The 22593-nt window shown below is 71.9% G+C and carries 15 protein-coding genes and 1 pseudogene; 9 read left to right on the top strand and 7 right to left on the bottom strand.

What is annotated here, in order from left to right:
• Positions 1-79 precede the first annotated feature (79 nt).
• The 3 genes from ACFXKG_RS17985 to ACFXKG_RS17975 are packed head-to-tail and all read right to left on the bottom strand — an operon-like array spanning position 80 to position 3441.
• Positions 80-1534 (bottom strand): FGGY family carbohydrate kinase, encoded by a 1455-nt coding sequence (locus ACFXKG_RS17985; protein ID WP_384839345.1) that lies wholly within the window; start codon positions 1532-1534, stop codon positions 80-82.
• 56 nt (positions 1535-1590) lie between these two features.
• Positions 1591-2607, bottom strand: a complete 1017-nt coding sequence (locus tag ACFXKG_RS17980; protein ID WP_365817501.1) for a 2-hydroxyacid dehydrogenase — start codon at positions 2605-2607, stop codon at positions 1591-1593.
• Between the two features lie 39 nt (positions 2608-2646).
• Positions 2647-3441: a DeoR/GlpR family DNA-binding transcription regulator gene (locus ACFXKG_RS17975; protein WP_384839341.1), complete on the bottom strand. Its 795-nt coding sequence runs from the start codon at positions 3439-3441 to the stop codon at positions 2647-2649.
• Positions 3442-3750: 309 nt separating this feature from the next.
• On the opposite strand from ACFXKG_RS17975, the gene ACFXKG_RS17970 reads away from it, so the two are divergent.
• The 4 genes from ACFXKG_RS17970 to ACFXKG_RS17955 all read left to right on the top strand — a co-directional run bounded on the left by ACFXKG_RS17970 (position 3751) and on the right by ACFXKG_RS17955 (position 7319).
• On the top strand, positions 3751-5280 hold the full coding sequence (locus ACFXKG_RS17970) for an FGGY-family carbohydrate kinase (RefSeq protein ID WP_384839338.1): 1530 nt from the start codon (positions 3751-3753) through the stop codon (positions 5278-5280).
• Entirely contained in the window at positions 5277-5915 is a 639-nt protein-coding gene (locus ACFXKG_RS17965) for a histidine phosphatase family protein (protein ID WP_384839335.1), read from the top strand. Before ACFXKG_RS17970 ends, ACFXKG_RS17965 begins: the two co-directional genes overlap by 4 nt.
• 73 nt (positions 5916-5988) lie before the next feature.
• Positions 5989-6246: a hypothetical protein gene (locus ACFXKG_RS17960; protein ID WP_365817509.1), complete on the top strand. Its 258-nt coding sequence runs from the start codon at positions 5989-5991 to the stop codon at positions 6244-6246.
• A 179-nt stretch (positions 6247-6425) separates the two neighbouring features.
• Positions 6426-7319 (top strand): serine protease, encoded by an 894-nt coding sequence (locus ACFXKG_RS17955; RefSeq protein WP_384839332.1) that lies wholly within the window; start codon positions 6426-6428, stop codon positions 7317-7319.
• A gap of 114 nt (positions 7320-7433) precedes the next feature.
• Here the strand turns inward: ACFXKG_RS17955 and ACFXKG_RS17950 are convergent.
• Together ACFXKG_RS17950 and ACFXKG_RS17945 are read right to left on the bottom strand one after the other, a co-directional pair.
• A pseudogene (locus ACFXKG_RS17950) lies at positions 7434-8669 on the bottom strand (immunoglobulin-like domain-containing protein); the annotation flags it as partial.
• Between the two features lie 234 nt (positions 8670-8903).
• Complete coding sequence (locus tag ACFXKG_RS17945; RefSeq protein WP_384839329.1) at positions 8904-11120, bottom strand: glycoside hydrolase family 36 protein; 2217 nt, start codon at positions 11118-11120, stop codon at positions 8904-8906.
• 103 nt (positions 11121-11223) lie between these two features.
• Between ACFXKG_RS17945 and ACFXKG_RS17940 the strand changes: the two genes are divergently transcribed.
• The 5 genes from ACFXKG_RS17940 to ACFXKG_RS17920 all read left to right on the top strand — a co-directional run bounded on the left by ACFXKG_RS17940 (position 11224) and on the right by ACFXKG_RS17920 (position 18183).
• Positions 11224-12294 (top strand): LacI family DNA-binding transcriptional regulator, encoded by a 1071-nt coding sequence (locus tag ACFXKG_RS17940; protein ID WP_384839326.1) that lies wholly within the window; start codon positions 11224-11226, stop codon positions 12292-12294.
• 77 nt (positions 12295-12371) lie between these two features.
• Positions 12372-13694, top strand: a complete 1323-nt coding sequence (locus tag ACFXKG_RS17935) for an ABC transporter substrate-binding protein (RefSeq protein WP_384839322.1) — start codon at positions 12372-12374, stop codon at positions 13692-13694.
• A gap of 104 nt (positions 13695-13798) precedes the next feature.
• Complete coding sequence (locus ACFXKG_RS17930; protein WP_384839318.1) at positions 13799-14725, top strand: carbohydrate ABC transporter permease; 927 nt, start codon at positions 13799-13801, stop codon at positions 14723-14725.
• Positions 14722-15600 carry a carbohydrate ABC transporter permease gene (locus ACFXKG_RS17925; protein WP_384839315.1) on the top strand — a complete coding sequence of 293 codons (879 nt, stop codon included), beginning with the start codon at positions 14722-14724 and terminating at the stop codon, positions 15598-15600. The genes ACFXKG_RS17930 and ACFXKG_RS17925 overlap by 4 nt, the downstream gene beginning before the upstream one ends.
• A 216-nt stretch (positions 15601-15816) precedes the next feature.
• Positions 15817-18183, top strand: coding sequence for a CBM35 domain-containing protein (locus tag ACFXKG_RS17920; protein ID WP_384839858.1), 2367 nt, complete (start codon positions 15817-15819; stop codon positions 18181-18183).
• 112 nt (positions 18184-18295) lie between these two features.
• On the opposite strand, the gene ACFXKG_RS17915 is transcribed toward ACFXKG_RS17920, so the two are convergent.
• Together ACFXKG_RS17915 and ACFXKG_RS17910 are read right to left on the bottom strand one after the other, a co-directional pair.
• Positions 18296-20332 (bottom strand): RICIN domain-containing protein, encoded by a 2037-nt coding sequence (locus tag ACFXKG_RS17915; protein WP_384839312.1) that lies wholly within the window; start codon positions 20330-20332, stop codon positions 18296-18298.
• A 153-nt stretch (positions 20333-20485) separates the two neighbouring features.
• Positions 20486-22537, bottom strand: coding sequence for a beta-galactosidase (locus ACFXKG_RS17910; RefSeq protein ID WP_384839855.1), 2052 nt, complete (start codon positions 22535-22537; stop codon positions 20486-20488).
• Positions 22538-22593: the final 56 nt, after the last annotated feature.

Raw genomic sequence — 22593 nt, 5'->3', positions numbered from 1 at the left:
CCCGGCCGAGGGGAATGCCCTGCTGACACGGATGCTCCGGCCTCACGGGCCGAGACCGGAGCATCCACCGACCACCGGCTCAGCGGGTGCCGTCGGGGCCCCGCCAGCGCGCCCGCGCGCTCTCCACCCGGAACAGGTAGTCCGCGTACGCCTCGTCGTAGAACGCCACGCCCGCCGGATCCGGGTCCACCACCGTCTCCGGCGCCGTCCAGGCGGCGACGTCCAGCTCCCGGCCCAGCTGCTCGCCCCGGGCGGCGACGGCGGCCAGCACGGCGCCGCGCGCGCCCGGCTCCGGGCCGCGCGCCACCCGCAGCGGCCGCCCGATGACATCGGCGAACAGCCGCAGCCAGGCCTGGCTGCGGGTACCGCCGCCGCACACGGCCAGTTCGCCGGTGAGGCCGGCCGCCTCCAGACAGTGCCGCGCCGCGAAGGCGATCGCCTCACACATGCCCCGCACCAGGTCGGCGCGGGAGGCCCGCAGATCGAGGCCGGTGAACTCCGCGCGGGCGGTGTGGTCCACGAACGGCGCGCGCTCGCCCGAGGGGGAGAGGTACGGCAGCGCGGTCACCCCCCGGGCGCCGCGCGGCGTCGAGTCCAGCAGACCGGAGACCTGCTCGTGGGCCGTGCCGGTGACCCCCAGCACCCAGTCGAGCGCGACCGTGCCGGTCATCGCCGGCAGCGCCCGCATATGGCGGTCGGGTCTGGCCAGCGCCAGATGGAAGCCCACCGGCTCCTCGTCGAACGCGACCCGCTCGACGACGACCTGGCACGCCAGCGTCGTCCCCACGATGAGCAGCCCGTCGCCCGGCTCGGTCACACCCGCGCCGATCGCGCACGCGGGCAGGTCGTACGGTCCCGAGGTGACCGGTGTCCCGTCCGGCAGCCCCGGGACGCCGCCGCGGGCCTCCCCGTACGGCAGGGTCGCCGCGATGGGCGGCAGCAGCCCCGCGCGGTGGCCGACGCCGAGGTCCGCGAGCGCCTCGGGGGAGTAGGCGCGGGTGCGCGGGTCGAGGAAGGGGACGGACGCGTCGGAGAGATCGGTGGACCGCTCGCCCGTCAGCCGCAGATGGATGATGTCCTTGCAGCTCGCCGCGGTCGTCGCGGCGTCCAGGGAGTGCGGCTCGTGCCGGTCCAGCCAGGCCAGCAGCGGCCCGGGGGAGCCCGGGAACAGGACGTTCCCCGTCCGCCGGTACATCCGCTCCGCCGTACCGTCGTCCATCCATTCCTTGACGAGCGAGCCCGCGCGGCCGTCCATCCAGGAGAGCGCGGGGCGCACCGCGCGGCCCCGGTCGTCGGCCAGCCACAGGCCGTCGCCCTGGCCGGTGAGGGCGACGAGGGCGGGCGGCGTACGGCCCGCCGTCACCGCGCCGACGACCTCGGTGGCGGCGCGCACCACTTCCTCGACGTCCTGTTCCACCTTGTCGCCCCGCCCGCCCAGCGAGATCGGGACCGACTCCACTCCCAGGGCCGCGCCGTCGTCCGCGAAGGCGACGGCCTTGGCGACCGAGGTACCCATGTCCACTCCGACGAACACCGTGTCTCCTCTTGTCGATTCGATTCGATGTGCTGTGTTGCGGAACCCGTGGATCTTCAGGCGACGCGGTGGGCGAGCGGCTCACCCCGCAGGAACCGGCCCACCTCGGCCGCCGCGATACGCGCCGCGTTGTGCGCGACGGCCGTGTTCGCGCCCGCCAGATGAGGCGTCATGACCAGCCGGGGAGCGGTCCGCAGCCGCGAGTCCGCGGGAGGCGGCTCCACGGCGAACACGTCGAGACCCGCCGCCCCGAGCCGCCCCGACTCCAGCGCGTCGCACAGCGCCGCCTCGTCCAGCAGCGCGCCGCGCGCGCAGTTGACCACGACGGCGCCCTCCGGGAGCAGCGCGAGTTCCCGGGCGCCGAGCAGACCGCGGGTCTCCGGCGTCAGCCGCGCGTGCAGCGACACCACGTCGGAGCGGCGCAGCAGTTCGTCCAGGTCCGCGACCGGCGTGCCCGCCGCGCGCAGCGCGTCCTGGTCCGCGTACGGGTCGTACAGCAGGACCCGCGCGCCGAACGCGGTCAGTGCCCGCGCCACCCGGCTGCCGACGGCGCCGCAGCCGATCAGTCCGACCGTCGCGCCGTCCAGTCCGGGGCCGCAGTTGCCGTACGTGTAGAACTCGCCCGCCCAGCGGCCCCGGGCGAGCGCGGCGGACGTCTCCGGGATCCGGCGCATCGCGGCCAGGAGCAGCCCCACCGTGTACTCGGCGGTGGCGGCGGCGTTGCGCCCCGGGGTGTTGCAGACCTGGACCCCCCGCTCCTTCGCCGCCTCCAGATTGACGTTGACGGGACCGCCCCGGCCGACCACCACCAGCCGCAGTTCGGGGGAGCCTTCGAGGACCTTGCGCGTCACCGGGGCCATCTGCGTCACGCAGACCCGCGCCCCCTCCAGCGCGGCGAGGACGGTCTCCTCGTCCCCCGACGCCTCCTCGACCTCACCGACCGGGCCGAACGGCGTCAGCGGCCACTCCAGAAGCAGTTCCCCGATCGTATGACCACGGCCGATCTCGGCCTCCAGTTCCCGGGTGAAGAGGTCGGGGGCGACGAAGTGGTCGCCCGCGGCGAGGATTCTCATCGGCGCGGTCTCCTTGGCGTGGACTCGGCTGACGGCAGGTCAGGCGGCGGCGGTCTCGGCGATCTCGTAGGGGACACCGCGCTCGTCGAGCGAGCGCAGCACCTCGGGCGGGGTGCGGTCGTCGATCAGTATCAGATCGAAGGTGGTGAGCGGGGTCAGCCGGTGCAGCGCGGTGCGGTCGAGTTTCGAGTGGTCGATCATCAGGACGCTGCGCCCGGCGGCCTTGAGCATCGCGCGCTTGACGGCGACGATGCGCTGTTCCTGGTGGAAGGCGTAGTCGCCGTAGACCGACGAGGTGGAGACGAAACACAGGTCGACACGGAGCGCCTCCACGGCCTCCACACAGGGGACCCCGAGGAACGAGTCGTGCAGCGGGTCGTAGTCGCCGCCCAGCGCCATGAGATGGAGGCCGCGCTCGTCGGCGAGGAGGTTCAGGACCTCCAGGAAGTTGGTCACCACGGTCAGCGGCTCGATGCGGGGGAGCAGCCGGGCCAGCTCCAGTGCGGTCGTCGAGTCGTCCAGCAGCACCGACATGCCGGGCTCGATCAGGGTGGCGGCCCGGGCCGCGATCGCCTCCTTCTCCAGCCGCATGGTCTTCTTGCGGAACGCCACATTGCTCTCGAACACGCCGGAGGGCTGGACGGTGACCCCGCCGCGGAACTTGCGCAGCACGCCCTCGCGTTCCAGCTCGTCGATGTCGCGGTAGATCGTCATCACGCTCACGCCGAACCGCTCCGCCAGATCCGACGCCGACACCGAACCCTCGGTCAGCACATGGTCGGAAATCTCGCGGCGGCGCTGGAGGGGGCCCCGCCGGCTCTTGTCCTGTGACATTCCTCGGTCCTGTTCCAGCGACACCTCAGTAACATCAAGTTCTGAGGATATAACATTGTTTGTTGATGTACCGTCGGCAGTGTTCACCACGGACGGCGGCCCGGTCAACCCGTCGACCGACGGGGCGACGCGTTCCTCACCAGGCAGGACATGACGGATCCGGCTCCTTCACGGCCGCCGGGACGGGGGACCGCGGCCGGGGGCGACGGGTGTGAAAAGCGCCGTGGGGTCACGCGTCGCCGGACGATACGACGGCAGGAACCGGGAACCGGGAACCAGGAACCGGGAACGACGGGAAGGCGGGAGCTTGTGACGGACCCACGCCACCAGGACGTGTGGATCGGAGTCGACCTCGGCACCCAGAGCGTGCGCGCCCTCGCCGTCACCGACGACGGCCAGGTGCTCGGCCGCGGCTCCGCGCCCCTCACCGGCCACCGCGACGGGAACCGCCACGAACAGCTCCCGGCCGACTGGTGGTCGGGCGTCCGCACCGCGCTGCGCGGCACGCTCCGTACCGTCGCCGCCTCGCGGGTGCGGGGCGTCTCCGTCTGCGGCACGTCCGGTACGGTCCTGCTGACCGGCCCCGACGGGGCGCCGCTCACCCCCGCGCTCATGTACGACGACGGGCGCGCCGGGGCCGAGGCCGCCCGCGCCCAGGAGGCCGGCGCCGACGTCTGGCGCTCCATGGGACACCGCATCCAGCCGAGCTGGGCCCTCGCCAAACTCCTCTGGCTCACCGGCCCGGGGGCCGGTGAGGCCGGAGACGCGGGCGCGCTCCGGGGCGCCCGGGTCTGCCACCAGACCGACTTCGTCACCGCCCGGCTCGTCGGACACCCCGTACCGACCGACACCAGCCACGCGCTGAAGACCGGCTACGACCTGACCACCCGGTCCTGGCCCGTCGCCGTCCACGACCGACTCGGCCTCGCCGAGCTGGACTTCCCGCCCGTGGTGCTCCCCGGCACCCCGCTCGGCACGGTGTGCGCCGAGGCGGCCGACGCGACGGGGCTCGCCGTCTCCACCCCGGTCGTCGCCGGCATGACCGACGGCTGCGCCGCCCAACTCGGCTCCGGGGCCTGGGACATCGGCCAGTGGAACACCGTCCTCGGCACGACCCTCGTCCTCAAGGGCGTCACCGCGGCCCCGCTCCACGATCCCGCGGGGGTGCTCTACAGCCACCTCTCCCCGGACGGGCACTGGCTCCCCGGCGGCGCCTCCAGCGTCGGCGCGGGCGCCCTGACCCGGGCGTTCCCCGGCGCCGACCTCGCCCACCTCGACCGCCTCGCCGCGCACCGCGAACCGGCGGGCGCCGTCGCGTACCCCCTGGTCTCGCGCGGCGAGCGCTTCCCCTTCCTGGCCGCCGACGCCGAGCCCTTCGTGCTCGGCACGCCCCGCGACGACGCCGACCGCTACGCCGCGCTGCTCCAGGGCGTCGCCCTCACCGAACGGCTCTGCCTGGCCTACCTCGGCCTGCTCGGCGCCCCCGTCGACCGGGCGGTCACCTTCACCGGCGGCGCCACCCGCAGCGCCTACTGGAACCAGCTCCGCGCGGACGTCCTCGGTCGCAGGGCCACCGTCCCCGCCCACACCGACTCGGCCCTCGGCATGGCGGTCCTCGCCGCCCACGGCGTACGGCGCGCCGCCACCGACTCCGGCCGGGCGGGCCCCGACGCCCCCCTCTCCGACCTGCGCGGGATGGTCCGCGTCCGTACGGTCCTGGAACCGCGCCCCCGGGTCGGCGCCCGCTTCCAGGAACCCTTCACCGCCCTCGTCGACGCGCTGGAACAGCGCGGCTGGCTGCCCGCACCGACCGCCGCCTACGCACGGGAGCACGGATGACACCCGCACCCCCTCCCACTCCGACGACCCTCTTCCTCGCGCGCCACGGCGAGACCGTCTGGCACGCGGAGAACCGCTACACCGGGGTCAGCGACATCGAACTGACCCCGCGCGGCGTCGAGCAGGCCGGGGAACTCGGCGCGTGGGCGGGCGGCGCCCGGCTCGACGCGATCGTCACCTCCCCCCTCGCCCGCGCCCGGCGCACCGCGGAGCCGGCCGCCCGGGCGACCGGTCTGACGCCCGTTGTCCAACCGGAACTGACCGAGATCGACTTCGGGGTCGCCGAGGGGCGCACGATCGCCGAACTCCACGCCTCCCACCCGCGCGAGACGGCCGCCTTCCTCGACGATCCGGCCGCCCATCCGCTGCCGGGCGGCGAGGATCCGAAGGCCGCCGCGGGGCGGGGCGCCGCCGCGCTGCTGCGCCTCGCGGACGCGCGGCCCGGCGGGCGGGTGCTGGTCGTCGCGCACAACACGCTCTTCCGGCTGGTGCTGTGCCGGCTGCTCGGGATCCCGGAGAGCGAGTACCGCAGGGTCCTGCCGGGGCTGCGCAACTGCGCGATCACCGAAGTACGGGTGAGCGCGGGCGCGCCCGCGCTCATGTCGTACAACGTGCCCACAGGCAAGGCAGGGTGACGGCGGGTCGCGGCTTGTCATCCCATCGGGTTCGGGTACGTGCCCTCCGGGGCCCGCGCTCGTTGTATCGATCATGAACGTGCAACGGATTCTCACCGCAGCCGCCGCCGGTTCCGCGCTTCTCGCCGCCGTCGCCCCCTCCGCCCAGGCCCTCGACCTGGGATCCACGCTGACCAGTACGGCGAAGACCGCCGTCGCCGTCGGCCAGGAGGCCAAGCCGGTCGTCGAGGGTGTCACCGGAAACAAGCTGGGCAAGAAGGTCGGCGCCGTGAAGAAGGCCGTCCAGGCCGGAACGGACGCCGTCCAGGCGGGCAATGAACTGATCAACTGATTCCGACCAGCGAGTGCGCGGGGCGGGGCGGTGCCGGCAGGCACGGTCCCGCCCCGCTCTGTTTCTCCGGCTCCAGGGATCCCGAACTCCCCAGGCATGGTTGCCTGTTGGCCTTCTTGCGTCAACAATGCCCATGACAAAAAACACCGAAGGAACTTCGGTCACAGAGGGGATCCCACATGAGAAAGCCTCTCCTCGGCGCGCTGCTCGCCGTCCTGCTCCTCGGAGCCGGCACGGCACCCGCGATGGCCACAAGCCATGACGCGGGCGCGCCCACGAAGGCTGTACGGACCGACGCGGCGACGGACGTCGCCGACCCGGCACCCCAGTCCCGGCTCGCGGCGGTCGACTTCGCCGGAACGGTAGCGCTCAGCAACTGTTCAGGATCCGTCGTCCGCACGCCCCAGTCGCAGCCGACCGACCCGGCGCTCGTCCTCTCCAACGGGCACTGCCTGGAGACCGGCTTCCCCGCCGCCGGACAGGTCATCGTCGACCGGGCGTCCACCCGCACGTTCACCCTGCTCAACTCGGCCGGTACCGGCGTGGCGACCCTGCGGGCCAGCAAGATCGCGTACGGGACGATGACCGACACCGACATCTCGCTGTACCAGCTCACCAGCACCTACGCCCAGATCCAGAGCGCGTACGGCATCACGGCGCTGGAACTCAACGCCGCACGCCCCGTCCAGGGCACCGCGATCAAGGTGGTCTCCGGCTACTGGAAGCGCATCTACAGCTGCAACATCGACGGCTTCGCCTATCTCCTCAAGGAGGGCAGCTGGACCTGGAAGGACTCGGTCCGCTACACCTCCGCCTGCAACACCATCGGCGGCACCTCGGGCTCGCCCGTGATCGACGACGCCACCGGAAAGGTCGTCGCCGTCAACAACACCGGCAACGAGGACGGCGCGCGCTGCACGCTCAACAACCCGTGCGAGGTCGACGCGAACGGCACCGTCACGGTTCGCCAGGGCATCAACTACGCACAGGAGACGTACGGGATCGTGCCCTGCGTCACGACCGGCAGCAGGATCGACCTGAACGCGGCCGGCTGCACCCTGCCCAAGCCGTAACCCCGCCCGGCACCCGCGACGTACGACGGCTGCCGTCCAGGACTCCGGACGGCAGCCGCCCCTTCCGGGCGCACGGCCCAGGGTGACCTTCGCCGTCGCGTCGGCGACCTATGCCTCGGGGGCGTACGCGCCGAGCAGCCGGTCGTACTCCTCCTGGGTCACCGGCAGGACGGTGCCGTGGCGCGGGCTGGCCGGGAGTTCGTAGTTCTCCGACATGGTCCAGGTGCCGGAGCCGAGGTCGGTGGTCTCGAAGGGGATGTAGCCGCGGTCCCCGAACTCGTCGATGAACAGGTACCACTTCTCTTCGGTGTTGGACTTGAAGACCGTCGGCCCCTCGCCCCGGGAGACCGAGCCCCGGCCGATGCAGTCGGCGACGAAGTCGTAGGAGGTGGAGCGGAGGTCGTCGGACTTCTCGGCGGTGATGAACTTGGCGCACGGAGTGGACGAGGAGCCGTCCCGCTCGTCCTTCGTGAAGCGGTAGTAGCTGCCGTCGTGCCGGATCACGGTCGAGTCGATGACCGAGTAGCCGGGGTCGTTCCACACCTTCGCCTCGCTGAAGGTACGGAAGTCACGGGTGGTCGCGTACATCATCCTGTTGTACGTCGAGCCGGTGTGCTGCGGGTCGTCGTCCGCGTAGATCTTCGAGGCCCAGAAGACGACGTACGCGTTGAGCGTGTCGTCGTAGTACGCCTCGGGGGCCCAGGTGTTGCCCGCGGTGTCCGGGGCGACCTTCACCAGCCGCTGGTCGGTCCAGTTCACCAGGTCGGTGGATTCCCACACCATGACGGACTTGCTGCCGGTGCGCTGGACCTGGTCCCAGTTCCCGTTGCCGTACATCCGGAGGTCGGTGGCGATCTGGTAGAACGTGTCGCCCTCGGGGGAGCGGATGACGAACGGGTCGCGCAGCCCCTTCGTGCCCAGCTCGGAGGAGAGCACCGGCCTGCCGCCGTTCAACTCCTGCCAGTGGAGAGGGTCGTTGCCGCGGCTGAGCGCCGTGCGGATCTGCTCGCCGTCCGCGGTGCCCTCGCCGGTGAAGTAACTGAACGCGTAGCCCGTGTACTTCTGCTTCGCGGGCAGTTCGCGGACGGTGGCAGCGAATGCCCGGGTGGCGCGGGCCTTGCCGCGGGTGACGGTCGCGGTGAGCCGTACGGACCGCGCGCCGGAGCCGTGCCGGGGGCGGTGGACCAGGCCGGTCGCGTCGATCACCGCAGGCTTGTCGGACCTCCAGCTCACGGAGGTGGCACCGGTGCCGGTGTCCGGCAGGGTGAGATGGCCGCGTACATCGTCCAGACCGGCCACGGTGAGCTGCTCGGCGGCGAGTCTGGTGGCGGCCCTGTCGCCCTCGCCCGGGGACTCCGCGTGCGCGGGTCCTCCGGGGACGGCGAGCAGTCCGAGCAGCAGGGCGAAGAGCGGAACGAAGCCTCTGCGTGCGGTGCGGGGGCGCATGGAGGTCCTCCCCGGACGGGATGGGTCTGTGAGGTATTGCGTGTTCCTGTTGGAACGGCCGTCCCGAAGTGTTGTCACGTGTGCGACACAGCGTCAATGGTCGTGCACGGATCGGCCGTCCCGGAATCCTCGCCGGTGTCAGTGGAGCGCCGGGGTGAGGGCGACGAGCAGGCAGGCCGGGGCGGCCGGGAGTTCGACGGTCAGCTCCGCGCGCTCCGCCCGCCAGCGCGCCCGGCCGGAGGAGGCCAGGGGATGCAGGATCTCCACGCGCGCCTCGACGCCCGCGAGATGCGGTACGGACAGGGTGCGCGTGGCCTCCTCGTCCCGGCGCCAGAGCGACAGATAGGTCGTCCCCGGGGACGCGGCGGGCACCCGCTGGGGCTGCGTCCCGGCGGGCGCCCCGCCGGGACGCAGCCCCAGCGCGATCCAGGCATCGGTCCACCGCGGCAGCCCCAGCGGCCAGAAGGGCACGGCGGTGGCCAGATCGCCCCGCAGTGACTTGTACGTGGCCACCGCTTCGCGCACCAGGGCGAGTTGGGGCTCCGTCATGTGGTCCAGGTGCCCGGAGAGATGGATCCGGCCCAGCAGCGCGCTCCCGAGGGTGAACGAGATCTCCTCCGGGGTGAACCCAGGCTGCGGATAGGCCCAGACCGCGCCCTGCTCCGGCGGCACGGCCGTGGGCGCCGAGGCCGCGATCGGCGGATAGTACAGGGGGTCCTGTTGATCGCTGGTGGACTGGAGTTGGGTGACGGCCAGCGAGGCGCCGTCCATGCGCATCCCGCCGGACGCGCAGTTCTCGACGACCAGGCCCGGATGGCGGTCCAGCGCCGCGCCGAGCCACTCCAGGTAGGCGCGGGTGTGGCCGAGCAGCCCGCCGCCCGGCGAGGTGTCCCCCTCGCCCTGGGTGCCGGGTGCCACGCTGATGTTGTAGTCCAGCTTGAGATAGCCGACGCCCCAGTCGCCGACGATCCGGTCGATGGCCGCGTCGAGATGGGCACGGGCCGCCGGATGGCGCAGATCGAGCTGGTGACGGCCGTGTTCGGTGATCCGGACACCGTCGCGCCGGAAGAACGCCTCGGGCGGCAGGCTCTTGGCGACCGGGCTGCGGACCCCCACCACCTCCGGCTCCAGCCACAGCCCCGGGACCATCCCGCGCGAACGGATGTGGTCCAGCACCGCCTGGATGCCGCCGTCCGGGAAGCGGCGCTCCGAGGGCAGCCACTCGCCGACACTGTCCCACCAGCCCTTCGCCTGGTCGTCGTACCAGCCGGAGTCGATGCAGAAGTACTCCGCGCCCGCCGCCGCGGCGGCGTCGACGAGCGGCAGCAGACGCTCGGTCGTCGGGTCGCCCATCAGGGTGTTCATGTAGTCGTTGAAGACCACCGGCAGCGTGGTGTGGTCCGGGTGCGGGCGGCGGACGGCCCGGCGGTACGCGGTGAGGTGGCCGAGCGCGTCCTCGAAGTCCGCGCCCACGGCGACCGCGGCGGCGACCGTGGTGAACTCCCCTCCGGGCGCCAGCCGTTCACGCCACTGGTGCTCGGCGTCGGTGGGCCCGTTCAGCGCGAGATAGGCGGCGCCCGCCCGCTCGCCGGTGTCCCATCGCCACCCCGCGGCCGACTCGATCTGCCAGAGCAGCCCGCGCCCCGTGGCGCGGTCGGTCAGCCCGCCCATCGGGAGATGGCCGTCGCTGGGCCAGCTTCCGCGTCCCGCGAGGGTGAGCGCGGCACGGCTGTCGTGCTCGTGGGCCTCGTGGTTGAGCCCGGCGACGGTCTCGCGCAGCGGGGCGCGGTACCAACGGCACTCCGCGAGCCAGTCGTTGCGCGCGCGGTGCACGTCGAGGACGTCAGGGGAGGGCAGCCCGCCCAGGAGCAGGCTGCTGACCGACTGCACGACGAGCGGCTCCACCCCCTCGTTGACGAGCCGGACCTCGCTCCGCAGCACGGCCACCCCGTCGGGCGACGAGAACCGCACCTCGGCGGTCAACCCGCTGAGCGGATCGTGCAGTTCGACCGTGAGCCGGTGCCAGTCACCCTCGCGTACGGAGCGGTGCGCGCGGTGCCGCAGCCGGGAGCCGAGCGCCCCGTCCAGGAAGCGCTGCCCCGACCATCCGCTCCCGTGGCCCAGCGCCGTCACCTCGACGAGCGGCAGCGGCGCCGAGGTGTCGCGGAGCCCGCCCGCGGGGGCCGCCCCGGAGGGGTCCGGGCGGTCGCCCGTGACGGCGCCGCCGGTCCCGTCAGGGCGGGCCGGCCCGGTCATCCTCAGCGTGCCGTCGGGGGCGGTGGCGAACTCCGCCCGGAGCGCCGCATGCCCCCAAGTGAACGTCTCCCGCGTGCTGTTCGCCGACTGACCGGTCAACGTGTCCCCTCCCGAACCGCCGGTGCCGGCGGTGTGCGTCCGGTGCGTGAATCCTTCGTTACGGTCTCTTGACGAGCCCTGTGTGACCGGTCACAATCCTGGCATGAATGTGACCGGTCACACAAGGAAGACGGCCAAGCCGGGCGCGAAGGCGGGCCCGAGCATCCGGGACGTCGCCGCCGCGGCGGACGTCTCGTACCAGACCGTCTCCCGTGTGATCAACGGCCACCCGAGCGTCAAGCGGTCCACCCGCGAACGGGTCCTCGCCACCATCGACGAACTCGGGTTCCGGCGCAGCGCCACCGCGCTCGCGCTGGCCAGCGGCCGCTCCCGGTCCGTCACCGTGCTCACCGCGAACACCACGCACCACGGCTACGCGGCGATCCTCCAGGGCATCGAGGAGGCGGCCCGCGGCGCCTCCTACGCCATGGGGATCGGCGTACTGGAATCGGCCGAGGAGAGCGCCGTACGGGCCGACGTCCAGCGCGCCGCCGACACCGGCGGCGGACTGATCGTGATCGCCTACGATCCGGCCGGGGTCGCGGCGCTGCACGCCGTCCCCGCCGGACTCCCGGTCGTCGGGGTGGTCGAGACCCCCGCGCGCCCGCCCGGCGACGAACTGCCCTGGGTCTGGACCGACGACCGGCGGGCGGCCCACGAGGCCACCCGCCATCTGCTGGCGCTCGGCCACCGGACCGTGCACTACGTCGCGATCCCCTCCAGCACCCGCCGCACCGCACCCCGGACGGCTGGATGGCGGGCCGCGCTGCGCGAGGCGGGGGCGCCCGAGCCGCGCCGGATCCAGGGCGGCTGGGGACCTGCCGACGGGTACGCCGCGGGACGGAAGCTGGCCGCCGACCCGGACGTCACCGCGATCCTCTGTGGCAACGACGATCTCGCGCTCGGCGTGATCCGGGCACTGCACGAGGCGGGCCGGGCGGTCCCCGGCGAGGTGAGCGTGGCCGGCTTCGACGACGCGCCCGGCTCCGCCTATCTCACCCCGTCGCTCACCTCCGTACGACTGGACTTCACCGGCCTGGGGCGGGCCGCCTTCGGGCTGCTGCACGGCGTCGTCGAGGAGTCGGCGCCGGTGGCGCCACGCCCCCTGTCCGTACCGGAGCTGGTGGTGCGGGAGAGCTCCGGCCCGCCGCCCGCCACCACCCGGGAGCCGTGACACCGCACCCCACGCCAGGACCCACCGCCAGAGCGCGCCCTCCCCATGTCCCTCTACGCAGTGAGGCAGAGCCCCCGATGAAGAGAGTTCTCCCAGCCCTCGTCCTGATATGCGTGACCGCCCTCACCGCCACCGCGTGCAGCGACCCCACGGCGGGGGACGGCGGGAGCGGCGCGGACTCCGGAGCCCGGGTCGACCCCACGGCCCGGCTCGACGGTGTGAAACTGACGATGTGGACGGCGCAGAACACCGTCAACGCGCCCCGGCAGGTCATCGACGCCTTCGAGCGGGCCACCGGCGCCACCGTCGACACCCAGGCCATCCCCGACCTGTACGAGCAGAACGTACCGACCAAGCTCGCCTCGGGCGACAAGCCGGACCTGATGTTCTGGCAGCCGTCCATCTCCACACTGCCCTTCGTCCAGCCCTCGCAGAACCTCCTCACACTCGACGGCGAACCCTGGGTCGACAAGCTCGGCGACACGGAGCGGTCCCTCGGCGTCGTCGACGGCAAGCGGTACGCCGCGATCGTCACCAGCCCCGCCATGCTCGGCGTCTACTACAACAAGGACGTCTTCCGGAAGGCGGGCATCACCGAGGACCGGTTCCCCCGGAACTACGCGGAGCTGCTGAAGCTCGGCCACACGGTCAAGGACCGGACCGGCGCCGCCGCGTTCTACGAGTCCGGCGGCGACAAGTGGCCCATGCAGTGGCAGATGCAGGTGCAGCTCACCGACCTCGACCAGCGGTGGTGGGCCGGGCTCAACTCCAACAAGGAGAAGTGGACCGACCCGGTCGTCGTCAAGGCCATCACGACCTACAAGGACCAACTCCTCGGCGCCGGACTCGCGCAGAAGAACTACCGCACCGGCACCTTCACCGGCTCCGCCGACGCGCTGTGGAACGGCGAGGCGGGCATGGTCCTCAACGTCACCTCCTTCCAGACGCAGTTACAGGCGAAGCACAGCACCGCGGAGATCGACCGGAAGATCGGCTGGTTCCCGGTCTCCCACTCGGACGCCACCGGCATGTACTCGCCCGACCAGACGAACGGGGTCGTCGCCTTCAGGACCGGCGACGAGAAGCGGCAGAACGCCGCCCGCCAGTTCCTGGCCTTCTGGCTCGGCACGGACTACGCGCAGTACATCAAGGCGATGAAGATCCCGTCCGTCCAGCCCGGCGTACCCAGCCCCGACGGGCTGCCCGGGACCTCGCTGGCCCAGCTCAAGGCGCTGCCCACCGCCAACGGTGTGTTCCAGGCCAAGGCCGTCGTCGCCCCGGACGCCCATCTCTACCTCGCCGACATGATCTACGGCAAGAAAACCCCGGCGCAGGTGGCCCAGGCCATCCAGGACCAGTTCGCCCAGGTGGCCAAGGCCCAGGGCACACCGGGATTCTGACGGCTCGTCATGATTTTTCCCACCGGGTCCCGGCCGGCGCCTCAACACTGCCCCATCACTGAACACTTCGGTAACGGAACACTTCGGAACGAGGGATGTCAGCCGTGGCGGAGACAGCCATACGCCCACGCAAGGCGGCGCCGCCCGCCTACGGGAAGAGCGGACCGGTGGGACGGCTGCCCCGCGCGGCCGTCCACCACCCCTGGTGGTTCGCGCTGCCGGCGGTCGTGCTCTTCGTCGCCTTCTTCCTGGTGCCGAACCTGCTCAACTTCTACTACCCGTTCACCGACTGGTCCTCGTACCACCCCGACATCGCCTTCACCGGACTCGACAACTTCGCCACCATCGCCGAGGACGGCTCCCTGGTCCGGGCCATCAGGACCACCCTCGTCTACGCGGCCCTGGCGGCCCTCTTCCAGAACGGCTTCGGGCTCGGCCTGGCCCTGCTCCTGGAACAGGACTCCCGCTTCAACCGCTTCTTCCGCGCCGTGTTCTTCCTGCCCGTGCTGATCTCCGCACTCGCCGTCGGCTACGTCTTCCAGGCCCTGCTCGACCAGGACGGCGCGGTCAACGCGGTGCTGGGCACGGACATCCCCTGGCTCGGCTCCACCACCTGGACGCTCGTCCTGGTCTCCGTCATCCACGGCTGGAAGTGGATGGGCCTGTCCATGCTGATCTACCTCGCCGGGCTCAAGGGCATCCCCGGCGACATGCTGGAGGCCGCGAAGGTCGACGGGGCCGGGCCCTGGCGCACCTTCCGCTCGGTGCGCTGGCCGATGCTCGCGCCCGCCCTCACCTTCAACGTGACCACCGCCCTCATCGGCTCGATGAACACCTTCGACATCGTCCAGGCCACCACGGGCGGCGGCCCCGCCGCCTCCACCGAGGTCTTCAACATCTACATGTTCCGGGTCTTCGGACAGGGCCTGTACGCCCAGGCCTCCGCGATGAGCCTCGTCCTCTTCCTGATCGTGGTCGCCATCGCGATCCCCCTCGTCATCGGGCTGCGCCGAAGGGAGCAGATGCTGTGACCACCGCTCACGCCCCGGCGGCGCCCCGCCGCGCACCGGTCCCCGGCCGGGAGCCGCGCGCCTGGCGTCACGGGCGCCCCGTTCTGGTGGTGCTGCTCGCGGCCGTCGCCGTCGGCGTACCCCTGTGGCTGGTCCTCGTCACCTCGGCCAAGCCGCAGGGCGAGGCGGTCCGGCCGGGCCTCGATCCGCCCCGGCAGTGGCAGCCCGCCGACAACTACGCGGACGCCGTCGGCCAGGGCGAGATGCTCCGGGGCTTCGTCAACTCCCTTCTGGTGGTGGTTCCTTCGGTGGCGCTGGTGCTGATCCTCGGCGCGGGCGCGGCCTGGGTCTTCGCCCGCCGCTCGTCCCGACTGGTCTCGGCGGCGTACGCGCTGACCATCAGCGGCCTCCTGCTGCCGCCCGCCGTGATCACCATCGTGATGGAGCTGCGCCAGCTCGGACTCGCCGGCACCCGCCCCGGCATGATCGCCGTCTACACCGGCATGTATCTGTCCACCTCGGTCTTCTTCATGACCGGGTTCATCCGCACCATCCCCACCGAACTGGAGGAAGCGGCCCGGATCGACGGCGCGGGGCCGGCGCGGATCTTCCTGGGCGTCATCCTGCCGCTGCTGCGGCCGGTGATCGCCACCGCGACGATCATGGTGATGCTCTACGCCTGGAGCGACATCTTCTACGCCTTCTTCGTTCTCGGCGGCTCGGACGCGGCGACCCTGCCCATCAACCTGTACCAGGTCGCCGGAGCACAGCTCTACCTCAACAACTGGCATCTCATCTTCGCGTACGTGGTGGTGATGAGCCTGCCGATGGTCGCCGTCTTCCTGGTGGCCCAGCGCAGGATCGTGTCCGGAATCACCAGCGGAGCCGTCAAGTAACGTCGAGCAACCGGAGGTTCAGTGAGTACGACCCGCACGTCCCGTACCCCGCGCACACCGGGCAGGACCGGACACCGCGCGTCCACCGCCATCGGCGCGACCTTGCTGGGAGCAGCGTTGACCACAGGATTCCTGCCCGCCGCCCAGGCAGGAGAGCCCGCCCCGGCCGCGGCCCAGCGCCTCACCGTCGACCTCGCCGCCCCCGAGGGCAAGGTCATGCTCGGCGCGAACGGCGCGCTCTACGGGCTGGGCGACGACGGAGTGCCGAGCGACGCCGCCCTGGCGCCGCTGAAGCTCACCAGCGTCTCGCAGAAGCCGGAGGGCGGGGCGCAGCACCCCAACGGGGACGCGATATCGGTCTCGGAGTCGTTCCTCCGCAACGGCGGCGGGGACATCCTCGTGCTGATGCAGGACATGTACGCCAAGTGGCCGTACGAGGACCTCGGCATCAACGACTACCTCACCAAGGTGGACCGGATCACCGCGGACATCGCCGCCGCTCCGGACAGCGAGCACTTCGTCTATGTGCCGTTCAACGAGCCCGACCAGATCTGGTACAACCTGGGCGTCGCCGACCAGGCGGCGTACGAGGTCAACCGGGACCGCTTCCTCAAGGACTGGAAGACGGTCTACCAGCGGATCCGCGCGATCGACCCGGACGCCCGGATCGCGGGGCCCAACGAATCCGGCTACCACACACGGCTGCTGACGGACTTCCTCACCTTCGCCAAGAGGGAGAACGTCCTGCCGGACGTCACCACCTGGCACGAGCTCGGCCCCTCCTCGCTGCGGGACTTCCAGGCCCACCACGACAACTACCGTGCCATCGAGAAGAGCCTCGGCATCGGCCCGCTGCCCGTCAACATCGACGAGTACGCCAATCGCCGTGACCTGTCGGTGCCGGGCCAACTGGTCCAGTGGGTCTCGATGTTCGAACGGAACAAGGTATCCGCGAACCAGGCGTACTGGGATGCCGCGGGCAACCTCAGCGGCAACGTCGTCCACACCAACATCCCCAACGGCGGCTGGTGGTTCTTCCGCTGGTACGCGGGCCTGACCGGCCGGACCGTGAAGGTCACCCCGCCGTCCCCCAACACCGTCGACACGCTCCAGGGGTTGGCCTCGGCCGACCCCGCGCGCCGGCAGGCGCAGGTCCTGCTGGGCGGCTCGTCCGGCGACGCGGAGGTCTCCGTGCGCCGGGTCGATCCGGCGGTCTTCGGGACTTCGGTCACCGCGACCGTCGCCGAGGCCGCCTGGTCCGGTTACGAGGGACAGCACGCCGCCCCGCGGGTGCTGTCCCGTACGAAACTGCGCGTCGCCGCGGACGGCACCGTGACCGTTCCGCTCACGGGCCTGGACAAGATGTCCGCCTACCGGATCCTGCTCACCCCGGCGGGCTCCGGGGCGCCCGCCGTGCCCGCCGTGCCGTGGTCGGCGTCGTACGAGGCGGAGGACGCGCGGATCACCGGCGGTCAGGTCTACACCCAGGGCACCGTCTCCGACGCCAACGGGTACGCGGCCTCCGGCACCAAGGACGTCGGCTCGCTCAACACCGAGGCCAGCAAGGTCGACTTCACCGTGGACGTGCCGGCCACCGGCCCGTACGAGCTGTCGGTCCTGTACGGCAACCAGTCCGGCGCCCCGGCCACCCAGCGGCTCTCGGTCGACGGCGGCGCGGCGCGTACGGTCGGCTACCCGTCCACCCAGAACTGGCTCTACCGGGCCAAGCAGGACGTGACGGTCGAGCTCACCGCGGGCCGCCACACCCTCACCCTGGCCAAGGGCACCGGCGAGGTCACCCTCGACCGGATCGACCTGACGGCCCGCACCACACCGGCCACCGCGTACGAGGCCACGTTCGCCGACATCTCCGGCAGTGTGTCCTACGACTACCGGGACGCGACCGGCACCGGCACGGGCGCACTCGTCCTGGGCTCCGGCGGCAAGGCGGTGCTCGACGTGTACGCCCCGCGCGACGGGTACTACACGGTGACCTCACGCGCCTCCGCCGCCGTACGGCTCTCGCTGCACGGCGAGACCGTCACCGCCGCCCCGGACCAGGCACTCAAGCTGTACCTCGTGGCGGGCAACAACCGTATCACCGCCTCGGGCCGGGCGGCGCTGCGCTCCCTCGACGTGGCGGGCACGGGCACCTCGGCCGGCTCCGTCGTCCACGAGGGCGAGCGGGCCACGCTGGCAGGCGGCGCCCGGCTCGTGGCGAGCGCCGGCGCCTCGGCCGGTACGTACATCGGCCGGCTGGGCAACAGCGCGGCGAGCACCGCCACCTTCACGGTCGACGCGCCCCGCGCGGGACAGTACGTCCTGGTGCTCTCGTACAGCCACAACGACCGCCGTGACAACGGCCACGCCTACAACACCGACATCATGTCCCGTACCGCCGACATCACCGTCGGCGGCGACACCCGGCGGGTGACCTTCAAGAACACCTGGAGCTGGGACGACTTCTGGACCCTCGGCGTCCCGGTCACCCTGAAGCCGGGTGCCAACACCCTCACGATCGGGAACGCGTCCGCCTGGGCGCCGAACATCGACAGGATCGAGCTGGCCCCGGTCCGGGGCTGACCCACCGGCCGGCCGACCGCGTACACCGGCGGGCGGTACAGCGCATCACCCCGCACAACGACCGAGGACCGGCCCTCCCGGGCCGGTCCTCGGCTGTTTCACGCGATGCCGGCTACGACGTCACGTCGGTGATCCTCCAGCGCTGGTTGGTACCGGAGTTGGGCGTCCACACGGAGACCCGTGAGCCGTCCGCCGCCGCCTGGCCCGGGACTTCGAGCAGCGTGCCGCTCTCCGCGCCGACCAGGGTGTAGGTGGAGTCACCGGTGGTGGACAGGATCCACCGGGCGGCCCCGCCGGCCCTGCCCCGGTCCGGCTCCAGCACGGCGGCCCCGTCCCGCACCGCCAGCCGCAGCTTCCGCTCCGCGTTGCGTACGACGTAGCGGTCCCGGTTGCCGGTGCCGTTCGACACCTTCTCGATCCGCCACCGCTGGCCCGTGTCGGCCGTGTCGGGGGTGCGGATGACGGTGCCGGTGGCGTCGTCCGACACGTCGAGCGACTTTCCGCTGCCCACGCCGGTCAGCGTGTAGCTGTGCCCCCGCTGCAGCTCCGCGGCGTCCTTCGCGACCCCCGAGACCCCCTTGACCAGCAGACTGGTCACCGACTGGGCGGGTACGGCGACGGTCGCGCCGCCGTTCTTCACGGCCACCGGAGCCCCCTTGACGAGGGCGCCGCCCGCGTCGGTGACCACGGGGGTGACCGTCGCGTCCCGGGCGATCCGGCCGAATCCGGAGAGGTCCACGGTCACGGCGCGCGCCGCGGTGGTGTCGTTGACATGGACGACGGTGGCGTCCCGCCCCGACGCGGAGACGGCTGCCACGCTCGTGGTGTCGTCCGTCTTCACCAGCCGGTCGCCCGGCTTGATGAAGTGGGTGAAGTTCCGGGCCGTGTTGAACTTGGTGTTGGTCCGGATCGGGCAGGTCTCCAGGGTGTCCTTCGCGGTGCAGCTGAACGGCACCTGGATGGAGCCCCAGTTGCCGCCCTTCGCGGACTCGCCGCCCGGCTTCATGTTGTCGTAGTCCTCCACCGGCTGCCAGAACAGCCAGGCGGTGGGCTCCAGATCGCGCAGGTCGTCCACCATGTGCTTCGCGAGCCCGAGCCCCGGACGCATGCTGGTGAAGTCCTGGCCGTCGCCCCAGTCGCCGTCGACCTCGCTCATCCACAGCGGCTTGCCGGCCGCCTTGGCGATGTCCCGCGCGGTGGTCCTGCCCCCGGTGCCGTACGTGTGGACGTTGAGCTGCGCGACCAGCTCCCGTACGTCCTGCGGGTAGGACTCCCAGTTGCGGGCGAACGTGGTGGGGTTGGTCTCGTCCATCGCCGAGATCACCGCGTCGGTCTTCGCCGTGCCCAGCTTCGCCGCGAGCGCCCTGATGACCTGCTGCTGACGCTCGGGGCCGACGTGGGCGCCCTCCTGCCGGCCGCCGACCGGCTCGCCGTCCGGACCCAGGGTGGTGCCCCAGTAGGAGGTGTTGGGCTCGTTGAACGGGTCGATGGTGTCGACCTTGATCCGGCTCGACTTCTCCAGCCGCTCCACGGCGCCCGTCAGATACGCCGCGAAGTCGTCCACCGAGCCGGGCTTGAGCTGGTCCTGACCGGCCTGGAAGTTGCCGGAGACGTACCCGCTCTCGGTCATGAACCACGGCGGCGAGTTGGAGAACGCCTCCCAGTGGGTGATGTCCTTGGCGATCCGGTTCACCCACCAGCGCTGCGTGGCGTCGGCGTTCGGGTTCCAGTCGGCCGGGTCGTCCGCCGACCACCAGGTGGTGTCCTCGCGCGTGGTGCCCTCCGGCGCCTTCCACCAGCCCTGCACCGCGCCGCCCGCGCGCAGGTAGTCCCGTACGTCGGGGGCGTTGCCGCCGCCGATGTTGTAGCGGGCGATGTTCAGCGCGAGCCCGTCGTCGCCGAAGACCAGCTTGGCGAGCTTCTCGCGGATCGCCGGGGGATAGCCACCGGTGGCGTTGGCGAACCAGACCAGGCTGGTGCCCCAGCCCTCGAACTCCTGTCCCTGGTACGAGGGGTCCGGCCGTACGGTGACGGCGGAGCCCGGCTCGGCGGCGGCGGCCGGCAGCGGTCCGCCGGCCAGTACACCGCCGGTGGCCAGAACGACGGCCAGGGCCGCCGGCAGATACCGGATGGTACGGGGTCGCTTCATCGTGGGGTCTTCCCTTGTCCTCGTCGCGTCATCGGGGGAGAACTGCGCACGTGCCTTACGGAGGGGTGAGTGGGGCGTACGTCCCTTCTCTGCGGCTTGCGGATCTGCGGATCTGTGGATCTGCGGAGGAAGGCTCTCAGCGGCGCGGCGGCCTCAGCGGCGCACCACCGCGACGCCGCGCGGGCCGAGAACGAGGGGCTGCCCGGCGGGGCGCTCGTCCGCCCCGGCGGTCAGCGCGAGCAGGGTTCCGTCCACACCGGGGAGTTCGACGGACTCGTCGGTGCGGTTGACGAGGAACCAGTAGGCGGTGTCGCCGTGGCCGCGCACCACCAGCTCGACCCGGCCGCGGGCCGCCGCGGGCAGCTCGCCGCTCACCCCGGCGCCGTCGAGCAGCCGGGCGAGCACGCCCCGTACTCCGTCGGCGCCGAGCCGGGTGGAGACGTACGCGGCGGACCCCTGGCCGACCGGACGCCGGGTGATCGCGGGGCGGCCCGCCTGGTCACCGGAGGTGTACGAGGCGAGCACCTCCACCGCGTCGTCGGTGAGGGTGACCGGGTCCGTCCAGAGCGTGCCGGTGGAACCGTCGTCCAGGGTGACGCTGCGGCCCTCGGGCAGCGGCGCGAACTCCTCGATCCTGATGCCCAGCAGATCGCGCAGCGCACCCGGGTAACCGCCCAGCCACGCGTGGTCGTTCTCGTCCACCACACCGGAGAAGTAGGTGGTGACGAGGTGGCCGCCGTTCTCCACGAAGCTGTTCAGCTCCTTGGCGAGGGCGCGCGGCACCACATGCAGGATCGGCGCCACCACCAGGTCGTAGCCGTCGAGTGCGGCCCCGCGGTGGACGACGTCGGCCCGTACCCCGAGGGCCAGGAACGCCGAGTACCAGTCGAGCGCCTCCTGCCGGTAACGGAGCAGGGAGGACGGGTGGGAGTCCTGTTCGCTGGCCCACCACGACTCCCAGTCGAAGAGGATCGCCGCCCGCGCGGGGCGCCGGGTGGACCCGGCGACCTCGGACAGGTCGCCCAGCAGCGCGCCGAGCCGGGTCACCGAGCGGAACACCTCGCTGTCGGCACCGGCGTGCGGCACCATCGCCGAGTGGTACTTCTCGGCGCCCGCCGCGGACTGCCGCCACTGGAAGTAGCAGACGGCGTCGGCGCCGTGCGCGACATGGAGCAGCGAGTCGCGGGCCAGCTCCCCCGCACGCTTGGCCAGGTTGACCGGCTGCCAGTTGACCGCGCTGGTGGAGTGCTCCATCAGGAACCACGGATGCCCGCCCGCGAGCGAGCCGGTGAGGTTCGCGGAGAACGACAGCTCGTCGAGGGCCTGGGGCCCCGGGTGGACGTAGTGGTCGTTGGAGACGAAGTCCACCTCGTGCGCCCAGTCGGCGTAGTGCATGCCCTTGGTCTCGCCCATCACCATGAAATTGGTGGTGACGGGTACCTCGGGGGTCAGCCGGTACAGCACCTCACGCTCGGCGCGCAGATGCTCCTTGAGGGCGTCCGAGGAGAAGCGCTTGAAGTCGAGCTGCTGGCTCGGGTTGGGGTGCGAGGCGGCCAGCCGGGGCGGCAGGATCTGCTCCCACTCCGTGTAGCGCTGGGACCAGAAATCCGTGCCCCAGGCGTGGTTGAGCGCCTCGACCGTGCCGTAGCGGGCGGCCAGCCAGCTCCGGAACGCGCGGGCCGCGTCGTCGGAGAAGTCGTAGACGTTGTGGCAGCCCAGCTCGTTGGAGATGTGCCAGGCGACGAGCGCCGGATGGTCGCCGTACCGCTCGGCCATGGCGGTGGCGAGCCGCAGCGCGTAGGTACGGAACACCGGGGAGGTGGGCCGCCAGTGCTGGCGGGCGCCCGGCCACACCGTCTCACCGTTCGGCCCCACGGGGAGGATCTCGGGGTGCAGTGTGGTGAGCCACGGGGGCGGGGACGCGGTCGCCGTGGCCAGGTCGACGGAGATCCCGCCGGCGTGCAGGAGATCCATGATCTCGTCCAGCCAGCCGAAGTCCCAGACGTCGGGGCCGGGCTGGATACGGGCCCAGGAGAAGATGGCGAGGGACACGATGTTCACACCGGCCTCGCGCATCAGCCGGATGTCTTCGTGCCACACCTCGCGCGGCCACTGCTCCGGGTTGTAGTCGGCGCCGTAGGCGAACCCCGGTGCGGTGGCGTCGTGCGGCCGGCGCAGCCAGCGGGGCGACGGGGCGCGGGTCATCTTGCTCCTCGGGAAGATCGTGCCGGGTCCCGGCGGTCCGGGCGGACCGCGGGCAC

This window comes from Streptomyces sp. NPDC059255, from assembly GCF_042752355.1.
Taxonomy (GTDB): domain Bacteria; phylum Actinomycetota; class Actinomycetes; order Streptomycetales; family Streptomycetaceae; genus Streptomyces.
Note: the sequence above shows the minus strand (reverse complement) of the source record. Positions and strands in the feature narration are given on the sequence as shown.